This is a genomic window from Sphingomonas sp. CBMAI 2297, from assembly GCF_029870595.1.
Classification (GTDB): Bacteria; Pseudomonadota; Alphaproteobacteria; order Sphingomonadales; family Sphingomonadaceae; genus Sphingomonas.
In genome coordinates this window covers 37727-53258 of the sequence record NZ_JAPDIR010000013.1, presented here as the reverse complement: position 1 = coordinate 53258, position 15532 = coordinate 37727, and the positions used below count along the sequence as shown (strand labels likewise).

Below are 15532 nucleotides of genomic sequence, written 5' to 3'. Positions count from 1 at the left end.
CGGTGGTGCGATCGCTCGTCCATCCGCCGCCCCAGTGCACTACACCAGGTTGGAGATCAGAAGTTGACGTTGACCGTCGCGAGCAGCTTGCGGCCGGTCTTGTACACGCCGCGCGGCAGGCGCTGCGTGTTGGCATAGGCGTAATATTGGCTGTCGGTCAGGTTCATGCCCGAAATCGTGAGCCCGACTTCCTTGGTGAAGTTCCAGGTCGCCGAAACGTCCACATTGGCGTTGTCACGGACGTACATATAGTCGCCACGGTCGATGCCGGTGAAGTATTTGGAGCGCCAGGTATAGGTCGCGCGCAGCGCCACCGGGCCGCTTTCGAAGAACGGGCTCAGGCTGGCCTGGTGCCGCGAATTATAAGGCAGGTCGCCGCCGTTGCTCGCCTTGCCGTCCGAATAGGTATAGTTGGCGAGCACGCCGAAGCCGAGCGGGAAGCTCTGCTGATAGGCGACGGCGAACCCCTTCACCTCGGCCGAGCCCGCATTGAACGGACGACTGATCTGATAGGTCGTCACCGTGCCCCGGGCGGTGTTGAAATGCTGCTCGGGCGAGGTCTGCTGCAGGATGTAGTTGCTGATGTCCTTGTAGAACACTTCGCCGGACAGGATCGAACGGGGCGCCAGATACCATTCGAGCGACGCGTTGAAGTTGTTCGACTTGTAGGGCTTCAGGTCCGGATTGCCGCCGCCGCCGGTGAGGATCTGGTCCGACAGCCAGAAATAATTGGTCATGTCGGCATAGTTCGGACGGGCGATCACCTGCGCCGCGGCGAAACGGAACACCAGGTTCTTGTTCACATCGGCGATGATGTTCACGCTTGGCAGGACATTGTCGTAGCTGGTCTTGGTCGTCTGCCACACCCAGTCGGCCTGGGCGTTGCACATCGCGCCCGGCTTGCAGACATAGCCCGCACTGTCGGTCGCGGTGTGGACATAGCGCACGCCGAAATTGCCGCGGAAGCCGCCGGCATCGAAGTTCGCCTGGGCATAGAAGGCGTGGATCTGCTCCTGGATGTCCCAGTTGCCCGCGGTGAATTCCGACGCGGCGAACTTGGACGGCGTCGGCAGGCCCGGGCGGCTCTGGACATAGTTCACCATCGAATTGCCGTCGATGATGAAGCGGCCGCGCATCTGGTCGTTGATGCCGTCGAAGCCGGACAGGTAATTGTCCCGGACGATGCTGGTGTTGAAGTTGCCCGCCGGCACCGCCAGCCCGGTCAGCGCGATGCCCGCATATTCCTGCCCGGTCTCGTGCTTGCGATATTTGTAGCCGAGCTGGATGCGCTTCAGCACGCCGTCGAACTTCAGGCCGAAGTCGATCTGGCCGTAGCGCTCCTTGTCGGTGGTCGGCTTGTCGACCAGGTTACCGCTCCAGCCCGGATCGGTGACGAACGCCGCCGGATTGCCCAGTACGTTGCTGCCATAGCTGATCGTGCCCGGCCGGTTGGGCGCACCGCTGATGTCGACGGTGTAGTTCGCCCAGTTGAGGAATTCGAGGAACACCTGCTTCTTGGTGCCGCCATCGGCATCGGAGATGCCGCCCTCGACGTTCAGGTCCCACTTCACGTCGTTCCAGCCGATCTGGCCATGGAAGGTCTGCGAATGCATCTCGGCGACGCGATACTGCGCGTCGAGCACCGAGAGCGCGTTGTTGAAGGTCGCCGAAGTGACGATGCCGTCCTGCACGTTCAGCCCGGTCAGCCGGCCGGCGCTGTTCCAGACATTGCCCGGAAAGGCGTACATCGACTGGTTGAGATTGTCATAGGTCGCGTCGATGCGCAGCCAGTCGGCGGTGATCGTCAGCTCGTCGACCGGCTTCCACTGCGCGGTGGCCGAATAGGTCAGGCGCTCGCGGCCCTGCTCGAAATAGGAAGTGCCGAACGCGTTCGGGAACTTGGCGTTCGGATTGGCGAGCAGCGTGGTGGCGCAGGTCCCGGTGCACTGGCCCGTGCCGGTGATCTGCTTGGTCGGATCCGGATTCACCGGGATCATGCTCTGCGGCAGCGAGCTGGTCAGCGCGTCGTTCGCGCCGTTCCAGAAATTGGCGCTGATCGTTCCATAGCTCTCCAGGCCGTCGCGGCGCAGCCGGTCCTTGGTGCGCTGGAACGAGGCGAGGAGACCGAGGGTCTTGCTCTCATTGTGCCAGCTGACCAGCGCCGAGCCCTGGACATCGCCCTTCTTCGAACGGTCGTTGTAGAGATAGCTCAGCGAGCCGGCGACCACGAAGGGCTTCAGCTCCAGCGGCTTGCGGGTGAGCACGTTGACGGTGCCGCCGATGGAGCCCTCGTCGATCCGCGGCTCGGGCGACTTGTAGACATCGACCCGGTTGACGAGCTGCGGCGCGAGGAGCGCGTAGTTGAAGGTGCGGCCCGGATTGTCGAGGATGAACCAGTCGGCCGAGGCGACCGTCTGGCCGTTCAGCAGGGTGCGGTTCAGCGCCGGATCGGTGCCGAGGATCGAGACCTTCTCGCCCTGGCCGAACGCGCGGTCGACGGTGACGCCCGGAACCAGCGTCAGCGCCTCGGCGACATTGGTGTTCGGGAACTTGCCCACGTCTTCCGAAGAGACCGAGTCGATGATCGCATCGGCCTTGCGCTTGGCCTCGATCGACTGGGCGAGCGAGGCGCGGAAGCCGGTGACGACGATCTCATGGTCATCGGCGGGCTGGGCAGTGTCGCTGGTCTGTGCATGCGCGGCACCGCTGAGCAGCGCCATCGCGCTGGCCGTGCCGATAAGAAATCCCCGGATCCCCATCTCTCATCCCCTTGGTCAGATGATTCTGAACTTGCTTATGATTCTTTGTGGTACGGCACCGGCAGACCAGTCGCATACCAATATCAGTACCATTCCTCACTGTTGAGGAGCCGTCAAGACAGATTTTTACAGTGCGGTTACAGACCAGAGCAATTTTTTTGCTGACATGTGGTATGTTATTGGTACTAGTGTTGCATCCGGCACACAGCCGACCGATGATGGGGAACCGATGCCGCTGCTGGCGCAAAAGATCAGGCCGCTCGACGGAGCAGGCAGGGGGCCGCTCTACCGGCAGCTCGAGACCGCGTTGCGCGAGGCGCTGCGCGACAATCTGCTCAAGCCCAACGAAGCGCTCCCCGCCGAGCGCGACCTGGCCGCCGATCTCTCGGTCTCGCGGATCACCCTGCGCAAGGCGATCGACAAGCTGGTCGACGAGGGGCTGCTGGTCCGCCGCCACGGCGCCGGCACCTTCGTCGCAGGCCGAGTCGAGAAGCAGTTCGCCAAGCTCTCGTCCTTCTCCGAGGACATGGCCTCGCGCGGGCGCAGCGTGCGCAGCGAATGGCTGATCCGCGAATCGGGCGTGGTGACGGGCGAGGAATCGCTCACCTTCGGGCTCAGCCCCGGCACCGCCGTCTATCGCTTCCACCGCATCCGCTATGCCGACGACGTGCCGATGGCGCTCGAGTTCGCGATCATCCCGGGCTTCGGCCTGTCCGGGCTCGATGCCGTCGATTCGTCGCTCTATGCCGCGCTCGAGGCGACCGGCAACCGCCCGGTGCGCGCGCTCCAGCGGCTGCGCGCGGCATTGTGCGACGCGGAGCGCGCCGCGCTGCTCGGCGTCGAAGTGGGCGCGCCGGTCCTCTATATCGAGCGCCGCGGCTTCCTGGCCGATGGCCGGGTGATCGAGGCGACCACCAGCTGGTATCGCGGCGACGCCTATGACTTCGTCGCCGAACTCGACATGCGGGGCTGAACCGATGACCGACCCCGAATCGACCAGGATGTTCGCCGAGGCCGCCGAGGCCGGCGCCACCGTTCGCCGCCAGCGCGACCGGAACGGGCCGGTGGTCCGCGAACTGGGCGCCCGGCTGCGCGCCACGCGCCCGCGCGGCGTGCTCACCTGTGCGCGCGGCAGCTCGGACCATGCCGCCACTTTCGGCCGCTATCTGATCGAGACGCGGCTGGGGCTGCTGACCACTTCGGTCTCGCCGTCGATCGCCTCGGTCTATGGCGTCGAGACCGATTATTCCGACATGCTGGCGCTCGGCATCTCGCAATCGGGCAAGAGCCCCGATATCCTGGCCGCGATGCGCGCCGCCAGGGAGAGCGGCGCGCGCACCGTGGCGATGGTCAATGTCGCCGATTCGCCGCTCGCGACCGAATCGGACACGCTGGTGCCGCTCCAGGCCGGGCCCGAGATCAGCGTCGCCGCGACCAAGTCCTACATCGCCGCGCTCGCCGCCCAGCTCCATCTGGTGAGCGAATGGGCCGGTGACGAAGCGCTCGCGGCCGGCCTCGCCGCGCTGCCCGACCTGCTCGAACAGGCATGGAGCGCCGACTGGTCGCCGCTCGTCGAGCGGCTGCGCGACGCGCGCGGCCTTTATGTGATCGGCCGGGGCCTGGGCTTCGGCGTGGCGCAGGAAGCGGCGCTCAAGTTCAAGGAGACCTGCGGCCTCCATGCCGAGGCATTCAGCGCCGCCGAGGTCCGCCACGGGCCGATGGCGCTGGTCGGGCCGGGCTTCCCGCTGCTGGTCTTCCGCCAGGACGATGCCACTGCCGACGGCGTCGACGACCTGGTTTCGGACGTGCTGGCGCGCGGCGGCGAAGTGCTGGTGAGCGGCGGCGAGGTGCCGGGCGCGATCCACCTCCCCCATCCCGCCGCCGGGCCGGCGATCGAACCGATCCTGCAGATCCAGGCATTCTACCGTGCCGCCAACGCGCTCTCGATCGCGCGCGGCTTCGATCCCGATCGGCCGCCGTCGCTCGCCAAGGTGACCGAGACCATCTGATGCAGGCGCTGATACCGACTCGCGCGCTGGTCGACGGCGCGCTCCGCCAGGATGTCGCCGTCCTGATCGATGGCACGCGGATCGCCGGCGTGGCGCCGGCCGCTGCAATTCCCGCCGGCGCCGAGTCGCGGCGCCTGGACGGCACGCTCGCGCCCGGCTTCATCGATACCCAGGTCAATGGCGGCGGCGGCGTACTGTTCAACGACGCACCGACCGTGGCGGGCATCGCCGCGATCGGTGCCGCGCATCGCCGCTTCGGCACCACCGGCTTCCTCCCGACGCTGATCAGCGACGATCTCGACGTCATCCGCCGCGCCGTGGCGGCCGTGGACGCGGCGATCGCGGCGGGCGTGCCGGGCGTGCTCGGCATCCATATCGAGGGCCCGTTCCTCAACGTGGATCGCAAGGGCATCCATTCGGCCGAGAAGATCCGCCCGCTCGACGCGGAGGGGATCGCCGCGCTGACCGGCCTGGCGCGCGGCCGCACGCTGGTGACGCTGGCGCCCGAGCGGGTGGCGGTATCGGACATCGAGCAGCTCGTCGCGGCGGGCGTGGTGGTCGCGGCGGGGCATACCAATGCGCGCTACGACCAGGCCAAGGCAGCGGTGGCCGCGGGCATGCGTGGCGTGACCCATTTGTTCAACGCCATGTCGCCGCTCGGCTCGCGCGAGCCGGGCATGGTCGGCGCCGCGCTCGATTCGGACGCGCTGGTCTGCGGATTGATCGTCGACGGCCATCACGTGAACCCGGCCACGCTCCGCCTGGCGCTGCGCTGCAAGCCGGCCAGCGGCTTCATGCTGGTGACCGATGCGATGCCCTCGGTCGGATCGGATGCGAGCGCGTTCGTGCTGCAGGGCCGCCACATCACCGTGCGGGACGGCGCCTGCCGCAGCGACGACGGCACGCTGGCCGGATCGCATCTCGACATGGCGGCGGCGGTGCGCAACGCGGTTGCGATGCTCGGCGTCGACCTGGCGACCGCGGTGACGATGGCGAGCGCCAGCCCGGCCGGGCTGATGGGCCTGGGCGACACGCATGGCCGAATCGCGGCCGGCCATGCCGCCGACCTGGTGCTGCTCGACGATGCAGGGCAGGTCCGCGAGACCTGGATCGGCGGGGCTTAGCAGCGAGCCGCGTCGTCCCCGCGCAGGTGGGGATGACGAAATGAAGGTTTTGTCTCCAGGCAAATCAACGATCCATATGGGGTCTCAACCCACGACGTATCGCCGTTCAACGATGCGAGCCGTTGTCCCCATTTCCTCTCCCTCCGGGAGGGGATTTCCGAATGTCGACACAGCCTAGCACCCCGACTCGATCGGCAAACGTCGCCACCCAGCTATTCTCCACCGCCATCGGAAGGCCATCCTGGCTTGCAATGCGGGATTGCGCCCGCGCCACGCCAGCGGGTGCGACCCGGCTTCCCTTCTCGTCCCGATCCCGTCCGTCACGGGCACCCGCACGGGAAGCGAAAGCCGCTCCCATAGCGTATGTTTCGTAAACTTCCGCGCTCCACGCCCCCCGCCCGAATCGGCGGCGCGGCGCCGCGCGTGCCCGGGCCGGCGCGCGCCGGCTTGCTCCGTCCCGTCCACAGGCGTAGCGCTCCCGCATGACCGATTCCACCAAGGCGCTCGACTATGTCGAGGCGCATCTCGACGACAGCCTGGACCGACTCTTCGCGCTGATGCGCGTCCCCTCGGTCTCGACCGATCCCGCCTATGCCGAGCAGTGTCAGCGCGCCGCGAAGCTGCTCTCCGACGAGCTGGCCGGCCTGGGCTTCACCGCCCGCGTCGCGCAGACGCCGGGCCATCCGATGGTGGTCGCGCATCATGACGGGCCCGCGGGCGAGCGGGTTCCGCACGTCCTGTTCTACGGCCATTACGACGTGCAGCCGGTCGATCCGATCGAGTTGTGGAAGCGCGATCCGTTCGATCCGGTGATCGAGACGCGCGGCGACGGCGCGAAGCAGATCGTCGGCCGCGGCGCGTCGGACGACAAGGGCCAGCTGCGCACCTTTGTCGAGGCCTGCCGCGCCTGGAAGGAGACCGAGGGCAGGCTGCCGTGCAAGGTGACGATCCTGTTCGAAGGGGAAGAGGAATCGGGCTCGACCAGCCTCGAGCCGTTCCTCCATGCTCATGCCGAGGAGCTGAAAGCCGATTTCGCGCTGATCTGCGACACGCTGATGTGGGACACCGAGACGCCGGGCCTCACCATCGGGCTGCGCGGCATGGCGGCGGGCCAGGTGACGATCCGCGCGGCTTCGCGCGATCTCCACTCCGGCCTTTATGGTGGCGCGGCGCGCAACCCGATCCAGCTGCTCTGCACGATCCTGGGCGAGATGAAGGACGCCGATGGCCGAGTGACGCTGCCCGGCTTCTATGACGGCGTGCCCGAAGTGACGCCGGCGGTCCGCGAGAGCTGGGACGCGCTCGGCTTCGACGCCGGCGGCTTTCTCGGCGAGATCGGGCTGCGCGTGCCCGCCGGCGAGAAGGGCCATGGCGTGCTCGAGCAGATCTGGTCGCGGCCGACCGCCGAGGTCAACGGCATCTGGGGCGGCTATACCGGCGAAGGCTTCAAGACGGTCATCCCGGCAGAGGCCCATGCCAAGGTGAGCTTCCGCCTGACCGGAAGCCAGAACCCGGAAACGATCTGGGCATCGTTCGAGGAGCATGTCCGCTCGCGCCTGCCCGCCGATTGCTCGGCGGTGTTCACCGGGCGTGGCCCGGGCAGCCCCGCGGTCTCGGTATCGAGCGACAGCCCGCCGCTGGAGGCCACCCGGGCGGCGCTCGACGCCGAATGGGGCAAGGCGGCGCTGATCGGCTGCGGCGGCGGCATCCCGGTCGTCACGTCGATCTCGAAGATCCTGGGGATGGACACGGTGCTGGTCGGCTTCGCGCTGACCGACGACAATATCCATTCGCCCAATGAGAAATATGACCTGAAGAGCTTTCACAAGGGCATCCGCTCCTGGGTGCGGATCCTGGCGAAGATCGGCGAGACGGCGAAGGTTCCGGCCTGATCGCGCTGGCCCGAATCGGCCGGCTCGGCTAGGTTCGGGCCATGCAGGAGGGGGCTCGATTCATTGCTTTGATGCTCGGCGGCGCGGCGCTGGCGGCCTGCCAGCCCGATGCGGCCAAGCCGGTGCCGAAGGCCGAGGCAAGCGAGGCCGCTGTCGCGCCCGCAGCGGCTGCGGCTGGCGCCGCCGGCGCGCCGCTGCGCGAATGGCTGGTCGGCAGCTGGTCATTCGAAGCGAGCTGCGCGAGCGACTTCATCGCCCATTATGCGGCCGATGGCAGCCTCGACAATAGCGGCGAGATGGGCGGTTGGGCGCTGGCCGGCAACATCGTGACCGAGACGATCCGCGAGCGCTATGACGCCGCGGCGAGCGACGGCGCCGAGAAGGTGAACCCGCCCGAGACGCGCAGCTACACGATCGAGCGCGCCGACCAGGATCACGGCACGATCACCTATCAGGGCCGCAAGGTGCCGATGCTGCGCTGTTGACGGCGCGGCCGCCAGGATCGATAGCGGCATGATGGTTCCCCTTTCGTTCGCCGGCCATGATCTGATGGCGCTGCCCGAGGGCGCGCTCTACTGGCCGGCGCGGCGGGCCCTGCTCGTCGCCGACCTGCATTTCGAGAAGGGCAGCTGGTTCGCCGCGCGCGGGCAGATGCTGCCCCCCTATGATTCGATCGCGACCCTGCAGGCGATCGAGGCGCTGGCGGACCGGACCCAGGCGCGCGAACTCTGGTGCCTGGGCGACAGCTTCCATGATTCGGAAGGCTGCGAACGGCTGCCCGGCGATGCGCGCGCGCTGCTCGCCCGGCTCACCGCCCGGCTCGACTGGCGCTGGATCACCGGCAATCACGACAGCCTGTTGATCGATCCCTTTGGCGGCACGATCCTGGCGGAGGCGGACGTCGATGGGCTGGTCCTGCGCCACGAGGCCGAACCGGACGATCCGCGCCCCGAGCTGTCGGGCCATTTCCACCCCAAGCTGCGCCTGCGCATCCGGGGGCGGCAAGTGGCGCGGCGCTGTTTCGTCGCCTCGCCGACCAAGCTGATCCTGCCGGCCTTCGGCGCGCTCACCGGCGGACTGGACGCGCATCATCCGGAGATCGCCCGCGCGGTGGGGTGCAGCGCGCAGGCGCTGGTCGCGCTCGAGGATCGGCTGCTGCGCTTCCCGCTCGCGGCCTAGCCGCCCCGGCGCGGCTCGAGATCGGCGCATTCCACCGGGCCCTGCCCGATCACCTGGCATTTGGCGGAGCCGAGCACCCGGATCACGCCGCTCGACGTCGCGCTGATCTGGGCGTTGTAGCGCACGTTCATCACCAGCGCGCCGCCGCTCCCCGAGACGAGCAGCGCATCGGCGGTGGTCAGCGCCGCCGCGTCGAGGCTGCTGGTGCCATAGAGCCGCACGCGCGTGTGCAGCGCGTTGCCCGCGAGCGCCACCGTGCCAGTGCCGGCCAGGGTAACGCTCAGATCCTGCGCGTCGACCTTGCCGATATCGATCCGCCCCGCCCCGTTCAGCGAGACGTCGAGCCGGTTGCCGCGCATCTCGGCGATCTTCAGCAACGCGCCGCCATTGGTCTGCACCACGCGCAGCCCGGGCACCGTGACACGGATGCGCGCGCCGCTCGCGGCCTTGCCCGCTGCCGATTCCCAGCTCTGCGTACCGGCATTGACGATCAGCGTTCCCGCCTCCACGCGCACGCCCACCCGGTCGAGCGCGGCGCGATCGCCGGTGAGCGTCACGCCCGGCGATCCGGGCGCCACCTCCACCGCGAACGGCCCGTCGATGCGCAGCCGGTCGAAACCGGTGACCATCACGACGCGCTCGTCTCCCGGCGCGGCGGCGCCCAGGAGCAGCAGGGGAGCGAGGGCGAGCCGATACATGGCCACACCCTCGCGCGGCTTCAGCGCCGAGGCAAGCTCAGGAGCAATGCGCCTCGCCCGAACCCACCGCGCTCACCGAGCATTTCGCGCCGCCGGTGAGATCGACATCGCCCGAGCCCGCGATCGAGACCGAGGCCCCGCCCTTCACGACGCCGCGCAGGCTGCCCGAGCCGATGACCGAGATGCTGGCGCCCGTGGCGGTGAGCTTGCTCGCGTCGATGTCACCCGACCCGGCGATCGAGGCATTGAGCCGGCTGACCGTGCCCGCGACGGTGAGATCCCCCGAGCCGGCGATCGAGAGATCGGCATCGGTCGCGGCGAGCGCGGCGATGCCGAGATTGCCCGAGCCGGCGATCGCGCCGCGGAAAGCACCCTCGGCCTTGTCGACGCTCATATTGCCGGAGCCGCTGACGCTCGCGCCATCGAGCTTCGGCAGGACGACATGAACCTTCACGCCGCGATCGTTGCTGAACGAGAAGCCGCTGCGGTCCTTGCGGCCGACGCGCAGCGTACCGTCGACCACCCGGACTTCGAGCTGGTCGAGCACCGCGGTATCGCCCTCGGCCGTGACCGCGAACTGGCCGCCGTTCCGCACCTCGATGTCATCGGGTCCGCGCAGGTCGACCTTGGTGAAGCCGCTCGCGTCATAGCTGCGCTTGGCGCCGACGCCGCTCGGCGCGGCCTTGTGACCTTCCTTTTCCCAGCTGGCGTGGCAGGCGCCGGTGGCCGCGAGCGGCAACAGGGCAAGAGCGAACAGGGCAGCGCGCATCGAAACTTCCTCCCGAAGCAATATGTGTGTTGGATACATAATACACCATCGATGAGACAAGGAAAAGGGGCGGTTTTCAAGGCCGCCCCTTTCCTTGGGCTTCGATGCCGGCCGAGATCAGGCCGGAACCTTGTCCTTGTTGTGGATGGCCGCGGCCTTGCGCAGGATCTCGAGGATCTTCTCGAGCGCGGCCGGCTCGTCCACTTCCTCCATCGCCGCGAGCTCGCGGGCGAGGCGGCTGGCCGCCGCTTCGAAGATCTGGCGCTCGGAATAGCTCTGCTCGGGCTGGTCGTCGGCGCGGAACAGGTCGCGGACCACTTCGGCGATCGACACCAGGTCGCCCGAATTGATCTTCGCTTCATATTCCTGGGCGCGGCGCGACCACATGGTGCGCTTGACCTTCGGCTTCCCCTTCAGCGTATCGAGCGCTTCCTTGAGTGTCTTGTCACTCGAAAGCTTGCGCATGCCGACGCTCTCGGCCTTGTTGGTCGGAACGCGCAGCGTCATCTTTTCCTTTTCGAAGCGCAGCACGTAGAGTTCGAGCTGCATACCCGCGATCTCGGATTTCTGCAGCTCGATAACACGGCCCACGCCGTGCTTGGGGTAAACGACATAATCGCCGACATCGAAGGACAGCGCCTTGGCAGCCATGTGCGAGGAACCTTTCGTGATAACCGGCCCCGACGGGCTCGGCGTCCGCCCCGGCGAATGCGGGACGGGCTGATCGGGGCGACTTCTCTTTGCTTCTCCGGGCGGAGGCGAGTTTTCCTCCGTCTTGGGGCATTTAACACGTTTGCAATAAAATTACCAGACCGACTGTGCCGCCTTGCAGCGAAAATATGCAATTAATCGCAGGATTGTGGCTGTCTCTCGACTCAGGCATTGCTGAGGCATGTTCGCGCTACTTCTGCTCCTCCAGGCTCAGGACACCGGCGCCATCTTCTCGCCGGCGGTCAAGGCATTGCTCGACACACGTGAGACGCTGGCACCGGAGGAGTTCGTCCGCCGGATCGAAACCCTGGCACTGCAGGGCGACGCTTCCGCTTCCGAGCTGGCGGGCGAAGCCAGCAATTTCGGCGGGATCGGCTGGCCCCGCGATCCGGAAAAGGCCTGTGGCTGGTTCGAACGTGCTGCGCCGCAGCGTGGCGATTCGGCCCATAATCTCGCGCTCTGCTTCGAGAACGGCCAGGGCAGGCCACAGGACCTGGCCAGGGCGCGCACCCTCTATGCCAGCGCCGCCCGGCTCGGCTGGGTGCAGGCGAAATGCGCGCTCGGCACGCTGCTGGTCTCGGGCCGGGGCGGGCCGAAGGACGCGCCGCGCGGCGTGGCGCTGTGCCGCGAGGCCGCGGAATCGGGCAATGCCAATGCCCAGACCGACTATGCCGGCTGGCTGCTGACCGGCGCGAATCTGCCGCAGGACATGGTCGCGGCCCGGCGCTGGCTGGCCGATGCCGCCGCGCAAGGCCAGCACAATGCCGAATTCCTGCTCGGCCAGATGTTGTGGAACGGCGATGGCGGCCCGGCCGACCCGGGTGCCGCGGTCGCATGGTGGAAGAAAGCCTATGCCGGCGGCCGCGCCGATGCCGCCGCGCTCATCTCACGGGCCGCGTTCCGGCGCGCGGCGCCGGATGGGAAGACCGTGACCGACCGGGAAGCGGTGGCCGAGATGATGCACTGGCTGCGCATCGCGGCGGCGGAGGAACCCGACCCCAAGCGGCGCAAGGAGATGGCCGACATCCTGACGGACATCGACAAGAACTAGAGGCTAGCTGCCCGAACCGGGCTCCGGCGAGAAGAACTGCTCGAACTTGCCCTCGACTCCCTTCATCGCATCGGCATCGGCGGGCACATCGCCCTTCTGCGTGATGTTGGGCCAGGATTCCGAATAGGTGCGATTGAGCTCCAGCCACTTCTCGAGGCCGTTCTCGGTATCGGGCAGGATCGCCTCGGCCGGGCATTCTGGCTCGCAGACGCCGCAGTCGATGCACTCGTTCGGATTGATGACGAGCATGTTCTCGCCTTCGTAGAAACAGTCGACCGGACAGACCTCGACACAATCCATGTACTTGCACCGGATGCAGGCGTCGGTGATGACATAGGTCATGGAAACTGGCCCCTTGGATCGAAGACGTGGGGGTCCTGCTATGCCTGTGGATTCGCTGCGTCAATCAGTTGGCGCTTCCTGCGAGACGTTCTCAGTGACCACAAGGTCCTGATAGCAGGCGCGCCCCTCGGCCGGCGGGCCGCGCCTGACGGGCAGCAGCTCGACCCGGATCACCCGAACCTTGCCATAGAGCGGGAAGGCCACGACGCACCCCACGCGCACCGTGGCCGAGCTGCGCTCGACCCGGCGGCCATCGATGCGCAGCATGCCCTTCTCGGCGATCGCCTGCGCCGCCGAGCGCGTCTTGGCCAGGCGCGACCACCAGAGGAACCGGTCGATCCGCATCGCCGCGCCGTCAGCCATGCTTCAGCGCCTGGAGCGCCGCGAAGGCATTGTCGCGCGGCGGCGCCTTGGGCCGGGGCGGCGCCACGAGTCCCTGCCAGATCCAGCGCTGCGGCTCGCCCTCCGCCGAACGGGCGGTGCGGAAGCCGAGCTGGGCCATCAGCCGCGCCAGCGTCTCGGCGGTCAGCCCCATCGAAGTGGCGAGCGCCGGATCGGGAGCAAAGGGCTTGCGGCCCTGGCGCGCGTCGTGCGCGGCACGGGCAATGCGCTCGACCAGGTCGACGCGCACCGCCTGGGCTCCCAGCGGGCGATAACCATGGACGAGATCGGCACCCGGCGCGGCGCGCGGCAGCACGGTGGCGCCGTCGCGCGGGGCTTCGGCCAGCCCCATCAGCTCGCGCCGCCAGCGCGCCGCGCCGGGCTTGAGCAGCGCGGGGGCGAAGATGTCGAGCGTGCCGATGGTGACGCCGATCGTGCGCAGCCGCTGGCGCGCCGGCGGGTCGAGCGCCTCCACCAGCATCGCGGCGGCACGGCGCGGCAGCAGCCCGCCGGCCTCGAGCAGCGCATTGGCGAGCGCGCGCAGCGGCGAACCGGCGGCCGGATCGCGCGCCGCCGCGTCGAGCTTGCCGAGCACGGCCAGGCGCTTGCCGATCTGATCGGCGAACCAGCGTTCGAGCCGGGCCTGCACCGCCGTTCTCGCCGGGGGATCGAGCACGTCGAGCGCGCGATCCAGCCGGATGCGCGGCCGGGCGATATTGGGCCCCGGCTCCAGCGCCGCGACCGCCACGCCGTTCCAGGCGAGCACCGACCCGGTCAACAGGATGGCCGCATCCTCGGCCTCGGCAAGCGCGGCCCCGCGCTTGCGATATTCGCCGCCCAGCCGTTTCTCCGCCGCCGCCAGCAGCATGCGCTTGTCCGCGGCGCGCGCCTCCGGCGCGACGGTGAAGCGAAAGCCGGTGAGCGTGCCCAGGGCATGTTCCTCGACGGTCACTTCGCCCTCGGCGCCGATCGTCACCGGCAGGTTCGAGGCGTCGGCGCCGATCTGGCGCAGCAGCACGGTGGTGCGCTTGTCGACGAAGCGCTGGGTCAGGCTGGCGTGCAGCGCGTCCGAGAGCTTCTCCTCCACGGCGCGCGTGCGCTCGGCCCAATGGACCGGGTCCTCCAGCCAGTCCGCCCGGTGCGCGATATAGGCCCAGCTGCGCGCCGCGGCGATGCGCCCGGCAAGCGTCTCGACGTCGCCGCCCATATTGTCCAGCCGCTGGATCTCGTCGGCGAACCATTGGTGCGGCACATGGCCGCGCCCCTCGGAGAGATGCCCGAAGAGCCGGCCGACGAAGCGGCTGTGCGGCTCGGGCCCGAGCTTGCGGAAATCGGGCAGGCCGCACGCCGCCCAGAGCCGCTTGACCATCGCCGGCGCGCGCACCCGCTGGCGGACCCAATCCTCTTCCGAAAGCCGCTTGAGCACGGCCAGGTCCACCGCCTCGGGCGCGGCGCGCAGCACATCGCTGTTCGGCCTGGCCTCCAGGCTGGCGATCAGCGCCTCGACGCTGGCGAAGTCCGGCTCGCCTTCGCGCCAGTAGAGCTTCTCCAGCGGCGGCACCCGGTGCCCCTCGATCGCAAGCACCTCTTCCGGCGTGAAGGCATTGGGGCCTTCCTCGTGCAACGCGCCGAATGTGCCATCCTTCTGGTGCCGCCCGGCACGCCCGGCGATCTGCGCCATCTCGGCCACGGCCAGCCGGCGCTGGCGGCGCCCGTCGAACTTGGAAAGCGAGGCGAAGGCGACATGGTGCACGTCCATGTTGAGGCCCATGCCGATCGCATCGGTGGCGACGAGATAATCGACCTCGCCCGCCTGGAACATCGCCACCTGGGCATTGCGGGTGCGGGGGCTGAGCGCCCCCATCACCACTGCCGCACCGCCGCGGAGCCGGCGAAGCGCCTCGGCGACGGCATAGACTTCCTCGGCGCTGAACGCGACGATCGCCGAGCGGCGCGGCAGACGGGAGAGCTTCTTCGCCCCGGCATAGCTGAGGGTCGAGAAGCGCGGCCGGCCGATCACCTCGGCCTCGGGCACCAGCGCCTTCAGCATGGGTTTCAGGCTGTCGGAGCCGAGGATCATCGTCTCCTCGCGGCCGCGGGCACGCAGCAGCCGATCGGTGAAGACATGGCCGCGCTCGGGATCGGCGCCCAGCTGCGCCTCGTCCAGGCCGACGAACGCGACTTCGCGTTCCAGCGGCATGCTCTCGGCGGTGCACAGGAACCAGCGGGCCTTGGGCGGCAGGATCTTCTCTTCGCCGGTGATCAGCGCGACCTCGGCATCGCTGCCCTTCATCCTGACGACGCGATCATAGACCTCGCGCGCCAGCAGCCGCAGCGGGAAGCCGATCATGCCGCTGGCATGGCCGGCCATCCGCTCCACTGCGAGATGCGTCTTGCCGGTGTTGGTAGGACCCAGCACGGCGGTGATCGGAGAACGCGCGAAACGACTCATTGCGACTCCCAAGATCGTTCCGAGTCGCCCCTTAAGCAACTCCCCCGGATTGGCGATCCGCCTTAACCATGTTGGAAATACTGGCGAATATGCTGAACACTTCGCTTCATCCGCGAGGTGGCACAACTCGCCGCACGAGCCGGCCCCGAACAGGGTGCTTAATTT

Annotated in this window: 14 protein-coding genes; 7 read left to right on the top strand and 7 right to left on the bottom strand. The window is 68.2% G+C overall.

Annotation, left to right across the window (positions count from 1 at the left end; translation table 11 throughout):
* Positions 1-56: 56 nt before the first annotated feature.
* A complete protein-coding gene (locus OMP43_RS17140; RefSeq protein WP_280280743.1) occupies positions 57-2759 on the bottom strand; it encodes a TonB-dependent receptor in 2703 nt (900 codons plus the stop codon).
* Between the two features lie 229 nt (positions 2760-2988).
* Between OMP43_RS17140 and OMP43_RS17135 the strand changes: the two genes are divergently transcribed.
* The 6 genes from OMP43_RS17135 (at position 2989) to pdeM (ending at position 8963) form a co-directional block, all read left to right on the top strand.
* Positions 2989-3732, top strand: a complete 744-nt coding sequence (locus OMP43_RS17135) for a GntR family transcriptional regulator (protein WP_086127602.1) — start codon at positions 2989-2991, stop codon at positions 3730-3732.
* Between the two features lie 4 nt (positions 3733-3736).
* On the top strand, positions 3737-4768 hold the full coding sequence (locus OMP43_RS17130; protein WP_280280742.1) for an SIS domain-containing protein: 1032 nt from the start codon (positions 3737-3739) through the stop codon (positions 4766-4768).
* Entirely contained in the window at positions 4768-5892 is a 1125-nt protein-coding gene (gene nagA / locus OMP43_RS17125) for an N-acetylglucosamine-6-phosphate deacetylase (protein WP_280280741.1), read from the top strand. Before OMP43_RS17130 ends, nagA begins: the two co-directional genes overlap by 1 nt.
* 482 nt (positions 5893-6374) lie before the next feature.
* A complete protein-coding gene (locus OMP43_RS17120; RefSeq protein ID WP_280280740.1) occupies positions 6375-7784 on the top strand; it encodes a M20/M25/M40 family metallo-hydrolase in 1410 nt (469 codons plus the stop codon).
* Positions 7785-7855: 71 nt separating this feature from the next.
* On the top strand, positions 7856-8269 hold the full coding sequence (locus tag OMP43_RS17115) for a hypothetical protein (protein WP_280280739.1): 414 nt from the start codon (positions 7856-7858) through the stop codon (positions 8267-8269).
* A 31-nt stretch (positions 8270-8300) separates the two neighbouring features.
* Entirely contained in the window at positions 8301-8963 is a 663-nt protein-coding gene (pdeM, locus tag OMP43_RS17110) for a ligase-associated DNA damage response endonuclease PdeM (RefSeq protein WP_280280824.1), read from the top strand.
* On the opposite strand, the gene OMP43_RS17105 is transcribed toward pdeM, so the two are convergent.
* From OMP43_RS17105 to OMP43_RS17095, 3 genes are all read right to left on the bottom strand, one after another.
* Positions 8960-9661, bottom strand: coding sequence for a DUF2807 domain-containing protein (locus OMP43_RS17105; protein ID WP_280280738.1), 702 nt, complete (start codon positions 9659-9661; stop codon positions 8960-8962). The two genes, pdeM and OMP43_RS17105, sit on opposite strands and share 4 nt — an antisense overlap.
* Positions 9662-9698: 37 nt before the next feature.
* The gene (locus OMP43_RS17100) at positions 9699-10430 is read right to left on the bottom strand and encodes a head GIN domain-containing protein (protein ID WP_280280736.1); all 732 of its coding nucleotides are present in this window, start codon (positions 10428-10430) and stop codon (positions 9699-9701) included.
* A gap of 117 nt (positions 10431-10547) precedes the next feature.
* Positions 10548-11081, bottom strand: coding sequence for a CarD family transcriptional regulator (locus tag OMP43_RS17095; protein WP_086127610.1), 534 nt, complete (start codon positions 11079-11081; stop codon positions 10548-10550).
* A gap of 241 nt (positions 11082-11322) precedes the next feature.
* Between OMP43_RS17095 and OMP43_RS17090 the strand changes: the two genes are divergently transcribed.
* The gene (locus OMP43_RS17090; protein ID WP_280280735.1) at positions 11323-12192 is read left to right on the top strand and encodes a tetratricopeptide repeat protein; all 870 of its coding nucleotides are present in this window, start codon (positions 11323-11325) and stop codon (positions 12190-12192) included.
* A 3-nt stretch (positions 12193-12195) separates the two neighbouring features.
* Here the strand turns inward: OMP43_RS17090 and fdxA are convergent, their stop codons facing one another.
* The 3 genes from fdxA to OMP43_RS17075 are packed head-to-tail and all read right to left on the bottom strand — an operon-like array spanning position 12196 to position 15367.
* Positions 12196-12534, bottom strand: coding sequence for a ferredoxin FdxA (gene fdxA / locus OMP43_RS17085; RefSeq protein ID WP_280280734.1), 339 nt, complete (start codon positions 12532-12534; stop codon positions 12196-12198).
* A gap of 60 nt (positions 12535-12594) precedes the next feature.
* Positions 12595-12897 (bottom strand): S4 domain-containing protein, encoded by a 303-nt coding sequence (locus tag OMP43_RS17080; RefSeq protein WP_280280733.1) that lies wholly within the window; start codon positions 12895-12897, stop codon positions 12595-12597.
* Entirely contained in the window at positions 12890-15367 is a 2478-nt protein-coding gene (locus tag OMP43_RS17075) for a helicase-related protein (protein WP_280280732.1), read from the bottom strand. The genes OMP43_RS17080 and OMP43_RS17075 overlap by 8 nt, the downstream gene beginning before the upstream one ends.
* Positions 15368-15532 lie beyond the last annotated feature (165 nt).

What these genes read in the sequence shown, in the direction of transcription:
- OMP43_RS17095 (WP_086127610.1), bottom strand. Translation starts at nt 11,081, where the DNA reads ATGGCTGCCAAGGCGCTGTCCTTCGATGTCGGCGATTATGTCGTTTAC.
- pdeM (WP_280280824.1), top strand. Translation starts at nt 8,301, where the DNA reads ATGGTTCCCCTTTCGTTCGCCGGCCATGATCTGATGGCGCTGCCCGAG.
- OMP43_RS17090 (WP_280280735.1), top strand. Translation starts at nt 11,323, where the DNA reads ATGTTCGCGCTACTTCTGCTCCTCCAGGCTCAGGACACCGGCGCCATC.
- OMP43_RS17075 (WP_280280732.1), bottom strand. Translation starts at nt 15,367, where the DNA reads ATGAGTCGTTTCGCGCGTTCTCCGATCACCGCCGTGCTGGGTCCTACC.
- fdxA (WP_280280734.1), bottom strand. Translation starts at nt 12,534, where the DNA reads ATGACCTATGTCATCACCGACGCCTGCATCCGGTGCAAGTACATGGAT.
- OMP43_RS17130 (WP_280280742.1), top strand. Translation starts at nt 3,737, where the DNA reads ATGACCGACCCCGAATCGACCAGGATGTTCGCCGAGGCCGCCGAGGCC.
- OMP43_RS17135 (WP_086127602.1), top strand. Translation starts at nt 2,989, where the DNA reads ATGCCGCTGCTGGCGCAAAAGATCAGGCCGCTCGACGGAGCAGGCAGG.
- OMP43_RS17105 (WP_280280738.1), bottom strand. Translation starts at nt 9,661, where the DNA reads ATGTATCGGCTCGCCCTCGCTCCCCTGCTGCTCCTGGGCGCCGCCGCG.
- OMP43_RS17120 (WP_280280740.1), top strand. Translation starts at nt 6,375, where the DNA reads ATGACCGATTCCACCAAGGCGCTCGACTATGTCGAGGCGCATCTCGAC.
- OMP43_RS17115 (WP_280280739.1), top strand. Translation starts at nt 7,856, where the DNA reads ATGCTCGGCGGCGCGGCGCTGGCGGCCTGCCAGCCCGATGCGGCCAAG.
- OMP43_RS17080 (WP_280280733.1), bottom strand. Translation starts at nt 12,897, where the DNA reads ATGGCTGACGGCGCGGCGATGCGGATCGACCGGTTCCTCTGGTGGTCG.
- OMP43_RS17140 (WP_280280743.1), bottom strand. Translation starts at nt 2,759, where the DNA reads ATGGGGATCCGGGGATTTCTTATCGGCACGGCCAGCGCGATGGCGCTG.
- OMP43_RS17100 (WP_280280736.1), bottom strand. Translation starts at nt 10,430, where the DNA reads ATGCGCGCTGCCCTGTTCGCTCTTGCCCTGTTGCCGCTCGCGGCCACC.
- nagA (WP_280280741.1), top strand. Translation starts at nt 4,768, where the DNA reads ATGCAGGCGCTGATACCGACTCGCGCGCTGGTCGACGGCGCGCTCCGC.